The organism is Streptomyces sp. NPDC053076 (assembly GCF_044546845.1).
Taxonomy (GTDB): domain Bacteria; phylum Actinomycetota; class Actinomycetes; order Streptomycetales; family Streptomycetaceae; genus Streptomyces.
Genome location: NZ_JBITZL010000002.1, coordinates 1 through 17,800 on the forward strand (window position 1 = coordinate 1; position 17,800 = coordinate 17,800).

15 protein-coding genes and 1 rRNA gene are annotated in these 17,800 nt (G+C 72.5%); 8 read left to right on the plus strand and 8 right to left on the minus strand.

What is annotated here, in order from left to right; genetic code table 11:
* Positions 1–95, plus strand: a 5S ribosomal RNA gene (gene rrf / locus ACIGYR_RS07350); the annotation flags it as partial.
* 117 nt (positions 96–212) lie between these two features.
* Here rrf and ACIGYR_RS07355 read toward each other — a convergent pair.
* From ACIGYR_RS07355 to ACIGYR_RS07375, 5 genes are read right to left on the minus strand one after another with little or no spacing between them, the layout of a single operon-like run.
* Positions 213–1,523, minus strand: coding sequence for a DUF58 domain-containing protein (locus tag ACIGYR_RS07355; protein ID WP_399596485.1), 1,311 nt, complete (start codon positions 1,521–1,523; stop codon positions 213–215).
* Positions 1,523–2,512 carry an AAA family ATPase gene (locus ACIGYR_RS07360; protein ID WP_399596484.1) on the minus strand — a complete coding sequence of 330 codons (990 nt, stop codon included), beginning with the start codon at positions 2,510–2,512 and terminating at the stop codon, positions 1,523–1,525. The genes ACIGYR_RS07355 and ACIGYR_RS07360 overlap by 1 nt, the downstream gene beginning before the upstream one ends.
* Positions 2,512–3,729, minus strand: coding sequence for a DUF4350 domain-containing protein (locus tag ACIGYR_RS07365; RefSeq protein WP_399596483.1), 1,218 nt, complete (start codon positions 3,727–3,729; stop codon positions 2,512–2,514). The genes ACIGYR_RS07360 and ACIGYR_RS07365 overlap by 1 nt, the downstream gene beginning before the upstream one ends.
* Positions 3,726–4,505, minus strand: a complete 780-nt coding sequence (locus ACIGYR_RS07370) for a DUF4129 domain-containing protein (RefSeq protein ID WP_399596481.1) — start codon at positions 4,503–4,505, stop codon at positions 3,726–3,728. The genes ACIGYR_RS07365 and ACIGYR_RS07370 overlap by 4 nt, the downstream gene beginning before the upstream one ends.
* Positions 4,506–4,509: 4 nt before the next feature.
* Entirely contained in the window at positions 4,510–5,877 is a 1,368-nt protein-coding gene (locus ACIGYR_RS07375; protein ID WP_399596479.1) for a glycerophosphoryl diester phosphodiesterase membrane domain-containing protein, read from the minus strand.
* Between the two features lie 140 nt (positions 5,878–6,017).
* On the opposite strand from ACIGYR_RS07375, the gene mtnA reads away from it, so the two are divergent.
* Complete coding sequence (mtnA, locus tag ACIGYR_RS07380; RefSeq protein WP_399596477.1) at positions 6,018–7,157, plus strand: S-methyl-5-thioribose-1-phosphate isomerase; 1,140 nt, start codon at positions 6,018–6,020, stop codon at positions 7,155–7,157.
* Positions 7,158–7,378: 221 nt separating this feature from the next.
* Here the strand turns inward: mtnA and ACIGYR_RS07385 are convergent, their stop codons facing one another.
* Entirely contained in the window at positions 7,379–7,690 is a 312-nt protein-coding gene (locus ACIGYR_RS07385) for a hypothetical protein (protein ID WP_399596476.1), read from the minus strand.
* A 245-nt stretch (positions 7,691–7,935) separates the two neighbouring features.
* Here ACIGYR_RS07385 and mtrA point away from each other — a divergent pair, with 245 nt between their 5' ends.
* From mtrA to ACIGYR_RS07415, 6 genes are all read left to right on the plus strand, one after another.
* Positions 7,936–8,625 carry a two-component system response regulator MtrA gene (mtrA, locus tag ACIGYR_RS07390; protein ID WP_187279108.1) on the plus strand — a complete coding sequence of 230 codons (690 nt, stop codon included), beginning with the start codon at positions 7,936–7,938 and terminating at the stop codon, positions 8,623–8,625.
* A gap of 1 nt (position 8,626) precedes the next feature.
* A complete protein-coding gene (gene mtrB / locus ACIGYR_RS07395) occupies positions 8,627–10,726 on the plus strand; it encodes an MtrAB system histidine kinase MtrB (RefSeq protein ID WP_399596474.1) in 2,100 nt (699 codons plus the stop codon).
* A complete protein-coding gene (locus tag ACIGYR_RS07400) occupies positions 10,716–12,548 on the plus strand; it encodes an LpqB family beta-propeller domain-containing protein (RefSeq protein WP_399596472.1) in 1,833 nt (610 codons plus the stop codon). The genes mtrB and ACIGYR_RS07400 overlap by 11 nt, the downstream gene beginning before the upstream one ends.
* Before the next feature lie 376 nt (positions 12,549–12,924).
* The gene (locus ACIGYR_RS07405; protein WP_399596471.1) at positions 12,925–13,875 is read left to right on the plus strand and encodes a ComF family protein; all 951 of its coding nucleotides are present in this window, start codon (positions 12,925–12,927) and stop codon (positions 13,873–13,875) included.
* 312 nt (positions 13,876–14,187) lie between these two features.
* The gene (gene hpf / locus ACIGYR_RS07410) at positions 14,188–14,880 is read left to right on the plus strand and encodes a ribosome hibernation-promoting factor, HPF/YfiA family (protein ID WP_399596469.1); all 693 of its coding nucleotides are present in this window, start codon (positions 14,188–14,190) and stop codon (positions 14,878–14,880) included.
* A 203-nt stretch (positions 14,881–15,083) separates the two neighbouring features.
* Positions 15,084–15,830, plus strand: a complete 747-nt coding sequence (locus tag ACIGYR_RS07415; RefSeq protein WP_391844966.1) for a response regulator — start codon at positions 15,084–15,086, stop codon at positions 15,828–15,830.
* A gap of 13 nt (positions 15,831–15,843) precedes the next feature.
* On the opposite strand, the gene ACIGYR_RS07420 is transcribed toward ACIGYR_RS07415, so the two are convergent.
* Complete coding sequence (locus ACIGYR_RS07420) at positions 15,844–17,019, minus strand: winged helix-turn-helix domain-containing protein (RefSeq protein ID WP_399596468.1); 1,176 nt, start codon at positions 17,017–17,019, stop codon at positions 15,844–15,846.
* 130 nt (positions 17,020–17,149) lie between these two features.
* On the minus strand, positions 17,150–17,716 hold the full coding sequence (locus ACIGYR_RS07425) for a GNAT family N-acetyltransferase (RefSeq protein ID WP_399596467.1): 567 nt from the start codon (positions 17,714–17,716) through the stop codon (positions 17,150–17,152).
* Positions 17,717–17,800: the final 84 nt, after the last annotated feature.

A 17,800-nucleotide genomic window follows, 5' to 3' on the forward strand; every position in this document is an offset into this window, starting at 1 on the left:
AAACGCCCGGTTACATTCCGAACCCGGAAGCTAAGCCTCACAGCGCCGATGGTACTGCAGGGGGGACCCTGTGGGAGAGTAGGACGCCGCCGAACAATTTTTGAGAAAACCCCCGCATCGGGCCGATGCGGGGGTTTTCTGCGTTACTGGCCCTTTTCCTTCTCCGTCTCGACAGCCCCGACGGGACAGGGGCGGATCGAACTGGCAATTGCTCAGAGCCGGCCCGCTGCTTTCAGGGTCAGATAGGCGTCCGCAAGCGCCGGCGCCAGATCCTCCGGAGCCGCGTCCACCACCGTCACCCCATGACGACGAAGCTGCTCCGCGGTACGCCGACGCTCGTTCTGCGCCTGAGCCGCTGCCGCCGCCTCGTACACGGCCCCCGCGTCGCCCCGGGCCTCAGCCATACGGGCAATGTGCGGATCCGCCACCGAGGCGATCAGAACAGTGTGGCGCTGAGTGAGCTGTGGAAGGACGGGAAGCAGGCCCTGTTCCACCGGTGCCGCGTCCAGCGTCGTGAGAAGCACGATCAGGGAACGCCGAGGCGCGGTGCGCAGAGCGGTGGCGCTGAGCCCACGAGCGTCGGTCTCGACGAGTTCGGGTTCAAGCGCGGCCATCGCGTTGACCAAGGAAGGCAGGACGTCGTGCGCCGAGCGGCCCTGGACCAGGGCGCGCACCCGGCGGTCGTAGGCGAGCAGGGCCACGCGGTCGCCGGCGCGGGACGCGAGGGCCGCCAGCAGCAGGGCCGCGTCCATGGAGGCGTCCAGGCGTGGGGCGTCGCCGACTCGGCCGGCCGACGTACGGCCGGTGTCCAGGACCAGCAGGATGTGCCGGTCGCGTTCGGGACGCCAGGTGCGCACGGCTACGGCGGACTGCCGGGCCGTGGCCCGCCAGTCGATCGAGCGGGTGTCGTCTCCGGGGACGTAGTCGCGCAGGCTGTCGAATTCCGTTCCCTCGCCACGGGTCAGCACACTGGTGCGGCCGTCGAGCTCGCGCAATCGGGCGAGCTTCGACGGAAGGTGCTTGCGGCTGGTGAACGGGGGCAGGACGCGTACCGTCCAGGGCACCCTGTGGGCGCCCTGGCGGGCGAACAGGCCGAGGGGGCCGTAGGAGCGGATGGTGACGCGGTCGGCCTGGTGGTCGCCACGGCGCGTGGGGCGCAGTCGTGTCGTCACGCGTCGGCGTTCACCGGGGGGGACGGTGACCCGGTGCCGGGACGCCTCGATCTCGGTGCCCGTCCGCCAGCTGCTGGGCGGCCAGGCGTCACGCAGCTGGGCCCGCAGGAGGCGGCGGGACGGATTCGTGATCGTCAGGGTGACGTCCGCGGTGTCACCGAGACGGACGGAGGTGTCGCCGGAGCGGGTCAGCAGCAGACGGCGTACCGGCGCGGCCAGCGCGTAGTCGCAGGCGCAGGCCAGGGCCAGGGGGCCGTTGACCGCCAGGAGGCCCGTCCAGCCCGGCTCCAGGAGGCCGGCGGGGATCGAGCCGAGGGCAGCGAGGAGGGCGGCGCGACCGGTGAGCGCCATCAGCGCGGGACCGGAACGTGGGCGAGGACGGCGTTGATGACCGAATCGGCGGTCACGCCCTCCATCTCGGCCTCGGGGCGCAGCTGGACGCGATGCCGCAGCGTGGGCAGGGCCAGGGCCTTCACATCGTCGGGGATGACGTAGTCGCGGCCCGTCAGCCAGGCCCAGGCGCGTGCCGTGGCGAGCAGGGCGGTGGCCCCGCGCGGGGAGACGCCCAGGGTGAGGGAGGGCGACTCGCGGGTGGCGCGGCAGATGTCGACGACGTAGGCGGTGATCTCGGGTGACACGGTCGTCCGGGCGACCGCGGCACGGGCCGCCGCCAGATCGGCGGGCCCGGCGACCGGGCGAACGCCGGCGGCGCGCAGGTCGCGTGGGTCGAAGCCCGAGGCGTGCCGGGTGAGGACGTCGATCTCGTCCTGTCGTGAGGGCAGAGGGATCGTCAGTTTGAGGAGGAAACGGTCCAGTTGCGCTTCGGGGAGGGGGTAGGTGCCTTCGTACTCGACCGGGTTCTGGGTCGCGGCGACCAGGAAGGGTTCGGGGAGCGGGCGTGGCGTGCCGTCGACCGTGACCTGGCGTTCCTCCATGGCCTCCAGGAGCGACGACTGGGTCTTGGGAGGGGTGCGGTTGATTTCGTCCGCGAGGAGGAGGTTGGTGAAGACCGGGCCGGGCTGGAAGGAGAACTCGGCGGTGCGGGTGTCGTAGACGAGGGAGCCGGTGATGTCGCTCGGCATCAGGTCCGGGGTGAACTGGACACGCTTGGTGTCGAGTTCGAGCGTGGATGCGAGGGCGCGGACGAGCAACGTTTTGGCGACTCCAGGGACTCCTTCAAGGAGTACGTGACCGCGGCAGAGAAGGGCGACGACGAGTCCGGTCACGGCGGGGTCCTGGCCGACCACGGCTTTGGCGATCTCGGCGCGCAGGGCTTCCAGGGAGGCCCGGGCGGTGCCCGCGTCCTCGCTCTGCCCGGCGTTGTCAGTGGTCGGGTCCATCATGAACGGCGTACCTCTCTTTCGAGGGCGTCGAGTTGGTCGGTGAGTGCGATGAGGGCCGCGTCGTCGCCGGGCGGCGGTCCGAAGAGGAGGGAGTGCAGGGTCTGCCCGTCACTCGCGAGGCGGGCGGACAGGGCCGGGAGCATGGCCTCGGGGGTGTGTGCCTGGGCGAGGGGGACGCCGACGAGGGGGGCGAGGCGGGTGCGGGTGGCGGCGCGGAGAGCGGCGGCTGCGCGGTCGCGGGCGTTGGCCTTGCGATAGAGGCGGGCGCGGCCTTCGGTGGTCTCGGAGGCGCGGATCGCGACGGGGAGTTTCTCGGCCACAAGGGGGCCGAAGCGGCGTGCCCGCCAGAAGGCGGCGAGGGCCGCCGCGATGAAGAGCTGCAGGGTGGCCCAGAGCCATCCCGAGGGGAGCAGGTCCAAGAGGCTCCTCTGCTCGTCGGTTCCGGCGGCGGAGGCGTCCGAGAGTGAGGGGAGGTACCAGACCAGATGGGGGCGGGAGCCGAGGAGTTGAAGGGCGAGGGAGGCGTTGCCCTGCTCGTCGAGGCGGTCGTTGTAGAGGATGTCGGGCGCGCCGAGCACGACGGTGTCGCCGCCCCCGGAGACCGCGGGGATACGCAGCAGGGTGGCGAGGCGCTCGCTGGGGTAGCAGGAGTCGGCGCCGAGGTGGGTGGTGGTGTAGCGGATTCCGCCGGTGTCGGCGGTGCCCGCACGCCGGGCTTCGGGCAGGGTGCAGTTGGGGGCCAGCGTGGAGTTGTCGCTGGTGGCGGGGTCCGCGGTGACCCCGGGGGCGAGCCGTTCGACGGACCAGCTGCCGGATGCGACCAGGACGGTGCGCCCACCGGACGCCGCGGTCGCCGCGTGCAGCCGGGTCTGTTGACGATGAGTCAGCAGGTCGGGTACGGCGACCAGCAGGGTGGTGTCCGGGCCGGCGGCGGCGCGTGCCCCGCCGAGTGTGGTGACCACGCGTGTGGAGACACCCCGCTCGCCGAGGAGTTCGGCGACGGCGCGGCTTCCGTAGGGGTCGGCGGAGCGCGGGTCCAGTTCGCCGTGGCGGGCGGTGGAGCGTACGGCGGCCATGGCGACGGCCGCGGCCAGGATCAGGACGACGGCGAGGGTGATGCCTCGCGCCCGGGTCCACACTTGGCGGCCGGTGAGCGCGGTGGAGGTGGTCGTGGGCGTGGCCTCGGTGGTCGTGGGAGCGGCCTCGGTGGTCACTCGGCGGCCCTCCGGCGGGTGCTCCGGGGCGTGCCGGCGGTGCTGTCGGCGAGGACCGGCCTGGTGCGTTCCAGGTCGCGGTCGAGTTCGGCGAAGCGGTGGTACGACTGCTCACCCACCCTGCGTCCGCCGTACGTGACGTCGTCGAACTCACGGGCCGCGGCGCGCAGTCGGTCCGAGTGCGCGGGAAGGACACGGCCGGCTTCGGCGGCCGCTTCGTCGGCGGTGCGGCCGGGGCGTGTGTCGAGCAGGGCGCGTTCCTCCAGCGAGCGGACGATGGCGCGCATGCGCTCTTGGACGGCCTGGTTCCAGTGGCCCTGGGCCGCGTGTGCCTCGCTGGCCGCGCGGTGTTCCGCGGCGCTGCGGGGCCGCTCGTCGAACAGGGCCGCGGCGGAGGGGGGCCGGCGGCCGGGGGTGCCGAGGCGCCACCAGAGGGCGGCCAGGACGGCGACGACGAAGAGGATCACGACGACCAGGCCGGCCGTGCCGCCGGGGGTGGCCGAGGCGGCCGTGCCGAACAGCCGGTCGATCCAGTCCCAGAACGCGTTCAGGCCGCGCTGGAGGAGGCTGGGGTCGTTCTCGTGGTACATCCGCTTGGACAGCTCGCGCCGGGCCGCGTCCCGTGCGGGATCGCGGGGGATGGTCACCGGCGGCTCGTCGCCCGAGCCGCCGGTCACCAGGACGGGCCGGCCCGTCGCCCGCGACAGCCTGCGTACGACCGCGGCGGCAGCGCCCGAGGGGGCCGCAGCCGTGAGAACTCCCCCCGTGAGGCTCACCGCATCAGCTCCCGGGGACGGCACCGGGAGCGCCGGTGCCGTAGCCCTGGACGCCGGCCGCGCGGGCCAGTTCGAGGTCGAGGGCCTCGCGGCGGATGCGCTGGTCGATGTAGAGGAGCACCGTCACGCCGGCGCTGATCGGAAGGGTCAGCGTGGTGCCGACCACGGAGCCGATCCCCCGGATGATCAGGAACGTCCAGCCGACGTGTCCGCTGTTGGTGGCGAGGAAGTCGGCCATGCCGTCGCCGCTCACGGCGGCGCCGATGACGGCGAAGGGGATGGTGACGATCGCCGAGACGATGCCCGTGATGAGCGCGGCGAGCAGCTGAATGCCGAAGATGCGCCACCAGGAGCCGCGCACCAGCTTGGCGGAGCGGCTCATGGACCTCCCGATGCCCTGCCGTTCCAGCATCAGGGCGGGCGCGGCCAGGTAGTAGCGGACTCCCAGCCACACCGCGACGACGGTGGCGGCGAGGATGCCCAGGGCGAACAGCGCGGCGCCGCCGCCGTCGTTGTCACCGCCGAGCAGGATCAGGAGGCCGGGCAGCGCCCCGGCGGCGATCACCCCGACGATGAGCAGCCCGAGCAGGATGAGCAGACCGCACAGCTTCGGGAGCTGCGGGCGGGCTTCACGCCAGGCTTCCCCGGTGCTGACCGGCCTGCCGAGCACGGCACGGCTGGTGATGGTCGTGATCAGGGCGGTGGTGACGATGATGGCGGCTGCGGAGATCACCGTCACGAGCCCGGTGCCGATCATGGTGTCGCGCAGGGCGCGGAACGCCTCGTCGGGGGTGGCGGTCCGGCTGTCGAGAGAGGTGCTGCCGAGGGCGTCGTTGAGGACGAGGCCCTGCAGCAGGACCAGGCTGATCTCGGTGACCAGGGCGACCGCCAGCGAGATGCCGAGGACCGAACGCCAGTAGGTGCGCATGGTGGAGACGGCGCCGTCCAGGATTTCGCCGACGCCGAGCGGCCGCAGGGGGATGACACCGGGTTTGGCGGCGGGCGGCGGGCCGCCCCAGCCGCCGCCCCACGCCGGGTAACCGCCGTGACCGGCGGGCGGGCCGCCGTATCCGCCGCCGTATCCGCCGGGGCCCGGACCGCCGGGAGGTCGGCCGCCCCAGCCCGGGCCGGGCGGTGGGGGCGGTGGGGCCTGCTCGGGGCTGGGGGCACCGGTGGGTGCCGGCCACTGGCCGGGTGGCGGCTGCTCCTTGGACCACTTCGTGCCTGCGCCCTGCGGGTCCGCGCCCGGTTGCGGCGTGGGCTCGACGGGGCCGGGGCGGCCGGCGGGCTCGGCGGGGCCGGACGCACCCGGTTCCCGCCCCTCGGACGACGGGGAGGATCCGGGCGAGGCCCAGCCCGGAGTGTCTGTCATCGAAGCTCCTTCTCGGTGCCCGTCCGCGGTCGCGGCGGCAGGTTGGCAGCCATCGTGCCATGGGCTGGTCACCGGGGTACCGGCAGCAGTGGGGACCCGACGCCTTCAATTGTCCGCCGGATCCGGGGCAGACTGACGGCATGGCTGATCAGCAGGCGCGAACCGGTGGGGAAAAGCGGCCGACCGAGATACCGGTGATCAGATGGGAGGAACCACCAGAAGGTCCCGTGCTGGTCCTTCTCGATCAGACGAGACTCCCGGCCGAAGAGGTCGAGTTGGTGTGCACGGACGCGTCGGCGCTGGTGGATGCGATCGGTTCGCTCGCCGTGCGCGGGGCGCCGCTGCTCGGGATCGCCGGAGCGTACGGCGTCGCGCTCGCCGCCGCCCGGGGCTTCGAGGTGGCCGAGGCGGCGCGGGCGCTCGAAGGGGCCAGGCCCACCGCGGTGAACCTGTCCGTCGGGGTGCGCCGCGCCGAGTCCGCGCACCAGGCGGAGCTGGTCAGGACCGGTGACCCGACCGCCGCCGCGGTGGCGGCGCTGGCCGCGGCGCGGGCGCTGCACCGGGAGGACGCCGAGGCCAGTACGCGGATGGCGGCCCACGGCCTGGCGCTGCTGGACGAGCTGCTGCCCGGCGGTGGGCACCGGGTCCTCACCCACTGCAACTCCGGATCGCTGGTCTCGGGCGGGGAGGGCACGGCCTTCGCGGTGGCGCTCGCCGCGCACCGGGTGGGTCGGCTGCGGCGGCTGTGGGTGGACGAGACGCGTCCGCTGCTCCAAGGCGCTCGTCTGACGGCGTACGAGGCGGCCCGCACCGGGATGGCGTACACGCTGCTCACCGACAACGCGGCCGGTTCGCTGTTCGCGGCGGGTGAGGTGGACGCGGTGCTGATCGGGGCGGACCGGATCGCTGCGGACGGTTCGGTGGCGAACAAGGTGGGGAGCTATCCGCTCGCCGTGCTCGCCCGGTACCACCATGTGCCGTTCATCGTGGTGGCGCCGGTGACGACGGTCGACCCGGACACCCCCGACGGGGCGTCCATAGAGGTCGAGCAGCGCCCCGGTTCCGAGGTGACCGAGCTCCTGGCACCCCATGGGCCGGGGGCCGGGGCTGGCGGGCTGGCGGTGGCGCCGCTGGGGACCCAGGCGTACAACCCGGCGTTCGATGTGACGCCGCCCGAGCTGGTGACGGCCATCGTCACCGAGGAGGGAGTCGTTTCGCCCGTGACGGCGGAGGCTCTCGCGGAGCTGTGTGCCAGGTCGCGTGAGGTGACGATCACCTGACGGGGCGGTGTCGGGTTCGGCCGGAGCGAGCGGGGCGTGTCGGGTTCGGGTTCGGCCGGAGCGAACGGGGCGTGTCGGGTTCGGGTTCGGCCGGAGCGAACGGGGCGTGTCGGGTTCGGGTTCGGCCGGAGCGAGCGGCCTCTCTCCCTGCGGTGACGGGCCGGGGGAGGGGCCGCCGGTGACCCTCTGCGGCTGACGTCGCGGCACCCGGCGGGCGTGTCCTAACGGCCGGCCGCGGAAATGGCGAGGAGCCCGGCTCCGGCGCCCAGGACGACCAGTTGCACGATGCCCGCGATGCGCCGGCGCAGGGCGAGGAGACCGCCGCCCGTGACGACCGCGCCGCAGGCCAGGAGCCACATTCCGTGCAGCGCCACCTCGGGCGCACTGGGCGGATTCCCGCTGTCGTAGCCGTCGGCCCAGGTCTGCATGCCGTAGCCGAACACCAGCCAGGCGATGACCATCAGGTCGATGACGGCCAGGGCCAGGCTGACCCTGACCTGCCGGCCGGTCGACGGCCCGCTCCCGCGTTCCATGCTCACCACCGTTCCCCTCCGCGGGCGAACGGCCCGAATGCCGTCCAGCATGCTGTGCTGGCGGGCGCCCGCACCATGAGCACGGCTACTCAGATGCGGACCGGCCGGGGCGCCGTCGGGCCGGTCGGGAGCCCTCACTGGATCAAGGCCGGGGGACCGGGGCAGACAGTGACGGCCCCGTACGACTATCGTCACAGGCCAGTGAGCCTGCTCACCTGCGCCTCTGTCGTCGTTACGAGAATGGGATGATGTCGTTTATGAAGGGACGAGTCCTTGTCGTCGACGACGACACCGCACTGGCCGAGATGCTCGGCATCGTGCTGCGTGGTGAAGGTTTTGAGCCGTCTTTCGTAGCCGACGGCGACAAGGCGCTGGCCGCTTTCCGTGAGAGCAAGCCCGATCTGGTGCTGCTCGACCTGATGCTGCCCGGGCGGGACGGCATCGAGGTCTGCCGGCTGATCCGGGCGGAGTCCGGGGTGCCGATCGTGATGCTCACGGCCAAGAGCGACACCGTCGATGTCGTCGTGGGCCTGGAGTCGGGTGCCGATGACTACATCGTCAAGCCGTTCAAGCCGAAGGAGCTGGTGGCCCGGATCCGGGCGCGGCTGCGCAGGTCGGAGGAGCCGGCGCCGGAGCAGCTCACCATCGGTGACCTGGTCATCGACGTCGCCGGGCACTCGGTGAAGCGGGACGGCCAGTCGATCGCGCTGACGCCGCTGGAGTTCGACCTGCTGGTCGCTCTGGCGCGCAAGCCATGGCAGGTGTTCACGCGCGAGGTGCTGCTGGAGCAGGTGTGGGGCTACCGGCACGCGGCCGACACGCGCCTCGTCAACGTGCACGTCCAGCGGCTGCGCTCCAAGGTCGAGAAGGACCCGGAGCGGCCGGAGATCGTGGTGACCGTCCGTGGTGTCGGTTACAAGGCCGGGCCGAGCTGACATGTCCGGGGACAGCGCCGCTTCGGCTCCCGGCGGGCCCGGGACCCGGCCGGGGCGGCCTGTCGGCCGGGCGGCGGGAACACGCTTGAGGAGACTGTTCGAGGGCGGCCTGCTGCGAGGCGGGGTCCAGGGCAGTCCGGTCCTGCGGCTGTTCCTGCGCTGGGTGCGCCGTCCGCTGCTGCCGGTGATGCGGCTGTGGCGGCGCAACATCCAGCTCAGGGTCGTGGCCACCACGCTGCTGATGTCGCTGGGTGTCGTTCTGCTGCTGGGCTTCGTCGTGATCGGGCAGGTGCGCAACGGCCTGCTGGACGCGAAGGTGAAGGCGTCGCAGAGCCAGGCCACCGGCGGGTTCGCGGTGGCCAAGCAGAGGGCCGACGAGGCGGCCTCCGGGACCGGCGCCGCCACCGGTGACGGCACGGCGACGACCGCGGACGGGCGGCAGTCGCAGAACGTCATCCAGTGGATGAGCGACCTCGTGGAGTCGTTGTCCAGTGGCGGCGCGGGCGCCTTCGACGTGGTGACGCTGCCCGTGGGCGACGACAGCGGCGGCGGACGCAGCCCCCGCGGCTCCGGGAACGTCAACCCGACCTCCAGCGTGCCCGCCGACCTGCGCGAGCGGGTCAACAGCGGTACGACGGCCGTGCAGAGCAACACGCGGATCAGCTACTTCGGCGGCAAGGAATCGCAGCCGGGCCTGGCCATCGGCAAGCAGGTCAACGACCCCAACGGCCGCCCGTACGAGCTGTACTACCTCTTCCCGCTCACGCAGGAGGAGAAGTCCCTGAGCCTGGTCAAGGGCACTCTCGCCACCGCCGGGCTGTTCGTCGTGGTCCTGCTCGGCGCCATCGCCTGGCTGGTGGTGCGGCAGGTCGTCACGCCGGTGCGGATGGCGGCCGGGATCGCGGAGCGGCTGTCCGCCGGGCGGCTGCAGGAGCGGATGAAGGTCACCGGCGAGGACGACATCGCGCGCCTGGGCGAGGCATTCAACAAGATGGCGCAGAACCTGCAGGTCAAGATCCAGCAGATGGAGGACCTGTCGCGGATGCAGCGGCGGTTCGTCTCCGACGTCTCGCACGAACTGCGCACCCCGCTGACCACCGTCCGGATGGCCGCCGACGTCATCCACGAGGCGCGCGAGGACTTCGACCCGGTGACCGCGCGGTCGGCGGAGCTGCTCGCCGATCAGCTGGACCGGTTCGAGTCGCTGCTCGCGGACCTGCTGGAGATCAGCCGCTTCGACGCCGGCGCCGCGGCGCTGGAGGCCGAGCCGATAGACCTCAGGGAGGTCGTCCGGCGGGTGGTGAGCGGCGCCGAGCCGCTCGCCGAACGCAAGGGCACGCACATACGCGTGATCGGCGACCAGCAGCCGGTCGTCGCCGAGGCGGACGCCCGGCGTGTGGAGCGGGTACTGCGCAACCTCGTCGTCAACGCCGTCGAGCACGGCGACGGCAAGGACGTCGTCGTCAAGCTCGCCGCTGCGGGCGGGGCCGTGGCCGTCGCGGTGCGGGACTACGGCGTCGGCCTGAAGCCGGGTGAGGCGACGCGGGTCTTCAGCCGCTTCTGGCGGGCCGACCCGGCACGCGCGCGTACCACGGGAGGTACGGGTCTGGGGCTGTCGATCGCCCTGGAGGACGCCCGGCTGCACGGCGGCTGGCTGCAGGCGTGGGGTGAGCCGGGCGGCGGCTCCCAGTTCCGGCTGACGCTGCCCAGGACCGCCGACGAGCCGCTGCGGGGCTCGCCCATACCGCTGGAGCCCAAGGACTCGCGGCGCAACCGCGGCCTGGACGACGCCGGACTGCCGCGCGGCGGCGAGGAGAAGCGGGCGACCGTTCCGGTGCAGCACGCCGGCGCTCAGACGTCCGCGCTGCCGCCGCGGGCGCAGATCGCGCCCCGGCGGTCCGCCGCGACCCCCGCCGCCGACCCGACCGCCCTGCCCGGCAACGGAAACGGCGCCCGCGTGGTGTCCCGCCCCGCCGGCGGGACACCGCGTCCGGGCGACGGGCCGGCCGGACGTCCGGCGCCCGAGACGAGTGAGGAACGGCCGGAGGCCGGCACGCCGAAGGACTCGACCGAGCCAGGGGAGGCATTTCGTGGCCGCTGACCGCACGGGGGGCGCACGGCGGCGGCCGGGGCGCGCGGTGGCGTACGCCGCCTTGGGCTTCGTACTGCTGGCCGGGTGCGCCTCGATGCCCGACAGTGGGGACCTGCGGGATGTGGAGTCCACGCCGCGGCAGGACACCGGGGTCCGCGTGTTCGCCATGCCGCCGGCCGACGGTGCCGGTCCGGGCGAGATCATGCAGGGCTTCCTCGAGGCGCTGACCAGCGACGACCCGCAGTACGACACGGCTCGCAAGTACCTCACCACCGACGCGGCGCACGCCTGGCGGCCGGAGCGCTCGACCACCGTCCTCGCGAACGGGCCGAGCATCGAGACCGACTGCGGCCCGGGCGGCCGGGAGGAGACCAACAGCGTCACCTGTGTACTGGCCGGCAGCCGGGTCGCCAGCGTCGACGCGCAGCAGGCATACCAGCCCGCGGGCGGCTCCTACCGCGAGAAGCTGCACCTGACGAAGGACGCCAAGAGCGGGCAGTGGCGCATCGACGGACTGCCCGACGGCGTCGTCATGGGCAAGTCGGACTTCCAGCGGAACTACACGTCCGTCGACAAGTACTACTTCGCCTCCAACACGTCCGTCGGGGCGAGCGGGCAGCCGGTGGCGGTCGCCGACCCGGTGTTCGTGCGCGGCAAGGTGGACGCGATGACCCAGATGGTCCGTTCGCTGCTGAAGGGGCCCACCGCCTGGCTCGGGCCGGTGGTCAGGTCCAGTTTCCCGACCGGTACGGCGCTGCAGCAGGGCGTGTCCGGGCTGGCTCCGGACGACCAGAACAAGCTGACCGTTCCGCTGAACCTCAAGGCGTCCCATGTCGCTGCGGGCAAGTGCACCGAGATGGCGACACAGGTGCTGTTCACCCTGCGGAACCTGGCGCCGACACTGGAGTCCGTCGAGCTGCGCGGCACCGGCGACGACCGGCTGTGCGAACTGACCGACGAACGAGCCGAGTCCGAGGCATGGCACGGGTCGTCCAAGCATCCCGAGTACGTGTACTTCATCGACGGCAAACGCCGGGTGGTGCGGGTGCCGACCGCGAGCACCGGCACCGGCTCGGTTCCGGTGCCCGGCCCGCTGGGCGAGGGCGGCAAGGGACTGCGGTCGGTGGCGGTGTCGCGGGACGAGCACACCGCGGCCGGGGTCGGTGACGAGGGCAGATCGCTGTACGTGACCTCGCTGGCGGCGGGTGGTTCCTTCGACGAGCCGCTGGTGACCAGCGCCGGTGCGACCCCCGCCGGCCGGCTGGCCACCCCGAGCTGGGACGCCCGCGGCGACCTGTGGGTGGCCGACAGCGACCCGCACCGGACCCGCCTGTTCGTCCTGGAACAGGGCGTCGCCAAACCGGAGCGGGTCGCCGTCCCGGACCTGTCCGGCCAGATCAAGGACGCGCGAGTGGCCGCCGACGGGGCGCGGATCGCGCTGGTCGTCGAGAAGGACGGCAAGCAGTCCCTGTTCATCGGCCGGATCCAGCGCGACGACGGGACCGGGCAGGGCATCTCGGTGGACGGACTTCGGTCGGCGACACCGGACCTGGAGAAGGTCAGCGCCATCTCCTGGGCCGGGGACAGCAGGCTGCTCGTCGTCGGCCAGGAGCAGGGGGGCGTGCAGCAGATGCGGTACGTCCAGGTCGACGGATCCACGTTGGACGGCCCGGCACCGGGCGCGCTGACCAGCGTCAAGGCGATCGCCGCGTCCGAGGACGAGCGGGTGCCGCTGGTGGCCTATTCGGAGGACGGGGTCGTCCGGCTGCCGTCCGGGGCGCAGTGGCAGAAGGTCGACAAGGACGGCACGGCGCCGGTCTATCCGGGCTGACGGGGGGCAGACCGGGGGCGGACGGGGGGCGGACGGGCCGTCAGGCCCCTTCCGACGGGATGGCCGCCCGCGGCCCGTGCGGCGACCGTACGCGGCCCGTGCGGCGACCGCCCGCGCCCCGTGCCGCGACCCCTCGCGCCCGTGTTGTGGCCGCTCCTGCCGTGCTGTCGCCGCTCGCCCCCGCCCCCCCCGTGCTGTCGCCGCTCCCCCCGCCCCCCGTGCTGTCGCCGCTCCCGCCCGTACTCGGAGCGCCTCGCTGGTAGTTGTGGTGCCTTATCCGGGGTGTGTGGCGCGCTGTGCGTGGTGCTTCGGGTTTTCCACAGGCCGTTGTCCACAGGGGTGGCCGGTCGGCGGCGGCGTTGGCACAGTGGTGGTCATGCGGGGGTGGTGGCAGGACCTCACCGACCTGGTGCTTCCGACCGACTGCGCGGGCTGCGGCGCACCTCGTACGGCCCTCTGCGCGCGGTGCCGGGCCACGCTGGACGGGAGCGTGCCGCGGCGGGCGCGGCCGGAGCCGGAGCCGGCCGGGTTGCCGGTGGTGCACGCGGTGGCTCCGTACGCGGCTGAGGTGCGTGCGCTGCTGCTCGCCCACAAGGAGCGGGGCGCGCTGGCACTCGCGGGACCGCTGGGCACGGCGCTGGCGGGGGCCGTGCGGGCGGGCCTCGGCGAAGGCGGTGGTGCCGGAATCGGCGTCGGCCCCGGTGCCGGTCACGGTCCCGGTGTCGGCCCAGGTGTCGGCCCCGGGACCGGGCACGGTCTCGGTGTCGGGGCGGTGGGGTGGTCGTGGCGGGGACCCGTGCTGCTGGTTCCCGTGCCCTCCGCCCGGTGGGCCGTACGGGCGCGTGGGCACGATCCGGTGCGGCGGATGGCGCTCGCGGCGGCCGGGGAACTGCGGCGCACCGGCACACCGGCCCGGGTGGCGGCCGTGCTGCGTCAGCGACGGGCCGTGGCGGACCAGGCGAGGCTCGACGCGCGGCAGCGCCTGGAGAACATCGCCGGGGCGCTGGAGGTGACCACGGGAGCCGGCCGGCTGCTCGGTACGGGCCGCGCGGTGCTCGTCGACGACCTCATGACGACGGGGGCCAGTCTCGCGGAGGCGGCGCGGGCCCTGCGGGAAGCGACGGTGTCCCGTCGTGATGACAGGACGGTCGTGTATCGGGCGATAACCCGGGAAGGTAGGGAGGAACGACGGATCGGCCCACGGCCGGCGGGGAGGGAGTGGATGCACAGTGCACCGGAAAAGGGAGCGGCGAACACCCCCGAACGGATGCTCCATGCCGCCGTGATCGCCGCTCCGCGCGATTCTTTCGAAATAAACAGGAACTGACCGCCGACCTGCGTCGTTGCAGGTAGCGAGAGGGCCAATTCACCTGAACGGAGGTACGCCGCAGTAGAGGGTGACGACATCCGTCCGGGCGAGATATGTTCGGTTGTGAGGAAAGGCGCAGGCCACACCTCGCCTATCCGAATGCCGTGCCGCGGGTATTCCGCAATCACCCGCACCGGTGGGGTGGAGATCTCGCCCATGGGGGAGGAGGAGGTGGAAGTCACCGAGTCCGAGGTCCGGTGATCACCGGACCTGGTGCGAAAGGGAGATGCTCCGCCGATGCGGCGGAGTGATCCGGGAACGGAGTTCTGCGTGGACATCGTCGTCAAAGGCCGCAAGACCGAGGTGCCCGAGCGGTTCCGCAAGCACGTGGCCGAGAAGCTGAAGCTGGAGAAGATCCAGAGGCTCGATGCCAAGGTGATCAGCCTCGACGTCGAGGTGTCCAAGGAACCGAACCCGCGACAGGCCGACCGCTGTGACCGAGTGGAGATCACGCTCCGCTCCCGCGGTCCGGTGATCCGGGCGGAGGCAGCGGCCAGCGACCCGTACGCCGCACTCGACCTCGCGGCGGAGAAGCTGGATGCCCGGCTGCGCAAGCAGCACGACAAGCGGTTCTCGCGGCGAGGCGCCCGCCGGATCCCGGCGGCGGAGGTCGCCGACCACGTCCCGGACGCGGCGACGCTCAACGGCAACGGCCTCCCCGTCCACGAGGAGGAGACGGACGGAGTGCCGACCAAGAAGATCGGCTCGCTCGAGGTCCAGGGCGAAGGCCCCCTCGTCGTCCGCGAGAAGACCCACGTCGCCGCTCCGATGAGCCTCGACCAGGCCCTCTACGAGATGGAACTGGTCGGTCATGACTTCTACTTGTTCGTCGACTCCGAGACGAAGGAGCCGAGCGTCGTCTACCGGCGACACGCTTACGACTACGGCGTGATCCACCTCAGCACGGACCCGATGGTCACCGAGGCGCAGGCCCCCGCGGCGGGTGGCACGCTGGGCGGCTGACCCGCCCGGCAGAAGCTGAGCCGGTGCCCCTGGAGCGCGCGTGCGCCCCCAGGGGCACCGGTGTGCGACCACTTCGCGCCCCGCAGGTCACCTCGGTGTCGCTCAGGCATGGAATCATGGCCGCACCGGCCCAACCGGTGGGCCGCTGCCTTGGGTTGGCGATGGCACAGGACTACAGGCCACAGCCTTCAGGGGGAGGAACGATGGCGGACACCTTCGGACCGATGCGGGACGGGGGCGCCGGCGACGATGTCATCGGCATGGGCCCGGACCTGGGCACTCCACGCAAGGAGCCGATCAGAGTCCTGGTCGTGGACGACCACGCCCTCTTCCGGCGCGGCCTGGAGATCGTGCTCGCGGCCGAGGAGGACATCCAGGTCGTCGGGGAGGCGGGCGACGGCGCCGAGGCCGTCGACAAGGCCGCCGACCTGCTGCCCGACATCGTGCTGATGGACGTCCGCATGCCCAAGCGCGGCGGGATCGAGGCGTGCACCTCCATCAAGGAGGTCGCCCCCAGCGCGAAGATCATCATGCTGACGATCAGCGACGAGGAGGCCGACCTCTACGACGCGATCAAGGCGGGCGCGACCGGCTATCTCCTCAAGGAGATCTCGACCGACGAGGTGGCCACCGCCATTCGCGCGGTGGCCGACGGACAGTCGCAGATCAGCCCGTCGATGGCGTCGAAACTCCTCACCGAGTTCAAGTCGATGATCCAGCGCACCGACGAGCGCCGGCTGGTGCCCGCGCCCCGGCTGACCGACCGGGAGCTGGAGGTCCTCAAACTCGTCGCCACGGGCATGAACAACCGGGACATCGCCAAGGAACTGTTCATCTCCGAGAACACCGTGAAGAACCACGTCCGCAACATCCTGGAGAAACTGCAGCTGCACTCCCGGATGGAGGCCGTGGTCTACGCGATGCGGGAGAAGATCCTGGAGATCCGCTAGCTCGCGGCGCGGCCTATCCGAGGAGACCGGCGAGTTCCCTGGTGAGGGGCTCGCGCAGCTCGGGTGCGTCCGCGCGCTCGACGCGGACGTTCGTGCAGTCGACCCACGCAGCCGCCTCGACCAGGGCCTGGGCGACCGCGGGGACCGCCTTCGGGCCGTCCAGGGTGACCTGCTTGGCCACCAGCGTGCGGCCCTCGCGCGCCGGGTCAACCCGCCCGACCAGCCGGCCGCCGGCGAGCACCGGCATCGCGAAGTAGCCGTAGACCCGCTTGGGCTTGGGGACGTACGCCTCCAGCCGGTGGGTGAAGCCGAAGATCCGCTCCGTGCGCGCCCGCTCCCAGATCAGGGAGTCGAACGGCGACAGCAGCGTGGTGCGGTGCCGGCCGCGCGGCGGCGCCGCCAGGGCGACCGGGTCGGCCCAGGCCGGCTTGGCCCAGCCCTCGACCTCGACCGGCACCAGGCCCGAGTCCGCGATCACCGCCTCGACCTGCTCGCCCCTGAGACGGTGGTAGTCGGCGATGTCCGCCCGCGTGCCGACGCCGAGCGACTCGCCCGCCAGCCGGACCAGACGGCGCAGGCACTCGGTGTCGTCCAGCTCGTCGTGCAGCAGCGCGGCCGGGACGGCACGCTCGGCGAGGTCGTACACCCGCTTCCAGCCGCGCCGCTCCACGCACACCACCTCGCCGTACATCAGCGCCCGCTCCACGGCGACCTTGGTGCCCGACCAGTCCCACCAGTCGTTCGTCTTCTTCGCGCCGCCCAGTTCCGTGGCGGTCAGCGGACCCTCCGCGCGCAGCTGCTTGATGACCTGGTCGTAGGCGCCCTCGGGGAGTTCGTGGTGCCAGTGCGGGCGGTCGCGGTAGGCGCGGCGGCGGAAGGCGAAGTGCGGCCACTCCTCGATGGGCAGGATGCAGGCCGCGTGCGACCAGTACTCGAAGGCGTGCGTGTCCGTCCAGTACGCGGCCTGCACGGCCTTGCGGCCGACCGCGCCCAGCCTGGCGTACGGCACGAGCTCGTGGGAGCGGGCGAGGACCGAGATCGTGTCGAGCTGGACCGCCCCGAGGTGGCGCAACACCCCCCGGACCCCCGCGCGCCGGTCGGGCGCGCCGAGCAGGCCCTGGGCCCGCAGCACGATCCGGCGGGCGTCGTCCGCGGTGAGGGTGGTTATGGGGCGCGGAAGGGTCGTCATGCCTCGGACGATAGAGGGTGCCACTGACAGCCCGCGACGAGCTGCGCGTTCGCGGGGACGAGCCACGCGATCACCGGAGGGACGTCGGCTTCTCCGGCTCGGGTTCTCCGCCTCGGCTTCTCCCTCGGGTTCAGGCGCGCGCGGGCAGATACGGGGCCGTGGACGGCAGGCCCAGGTCCGAGGGGAGCAGGGAGCCGACCCAGCAGTCCCGGCGCACCCCCTTGTTGTTGATGCCGGAGCGCAGTGTGCCCTCCACGGTGAAGCCCGCGCGTTCGGCCACCGCGCGGGAGGCGTGGTTGCCGACCTCGGCCCGCCATTCGACCCGGTCGACACCGACCTCGGTGAAGATCCACCGGCAGGCGGTGAGCGTGGCCTCCACGACGTATCCGCGGCCGCGGTGCTCCTTGGCCGCCCAGAAGCCGATCTCGGCCGTGCCCAGCGAGCGCATGGAGAGGGCGAGCATGCCCGCCAGCTCCCCGCCCGCGAAGATGCCGAAGGTGAAGATCGACCCCTGCGACCAGCCCTCGGGGACGATCTGCTCCGTGAAGCCGATCGCGTGCTCGGGCAGATAGGGCGAGGGGACCGTCGTCCAGCGCTGGATGTCGGGGTCCTGCACGGCCTCGTAGACCGCGTCGGTGTCGTCGGGGCCGACCGGGCGCAGCAGGAGGCGGTCCGTGGTGAGCGTGACGGGTTCCATCGCCCGATTCTGCTCGGGACGCCCGTCCTGAGCCACCCTTTTCGCGGTGCGTGAGCGGGTGATCACATTTCGCTCAATTCCTCA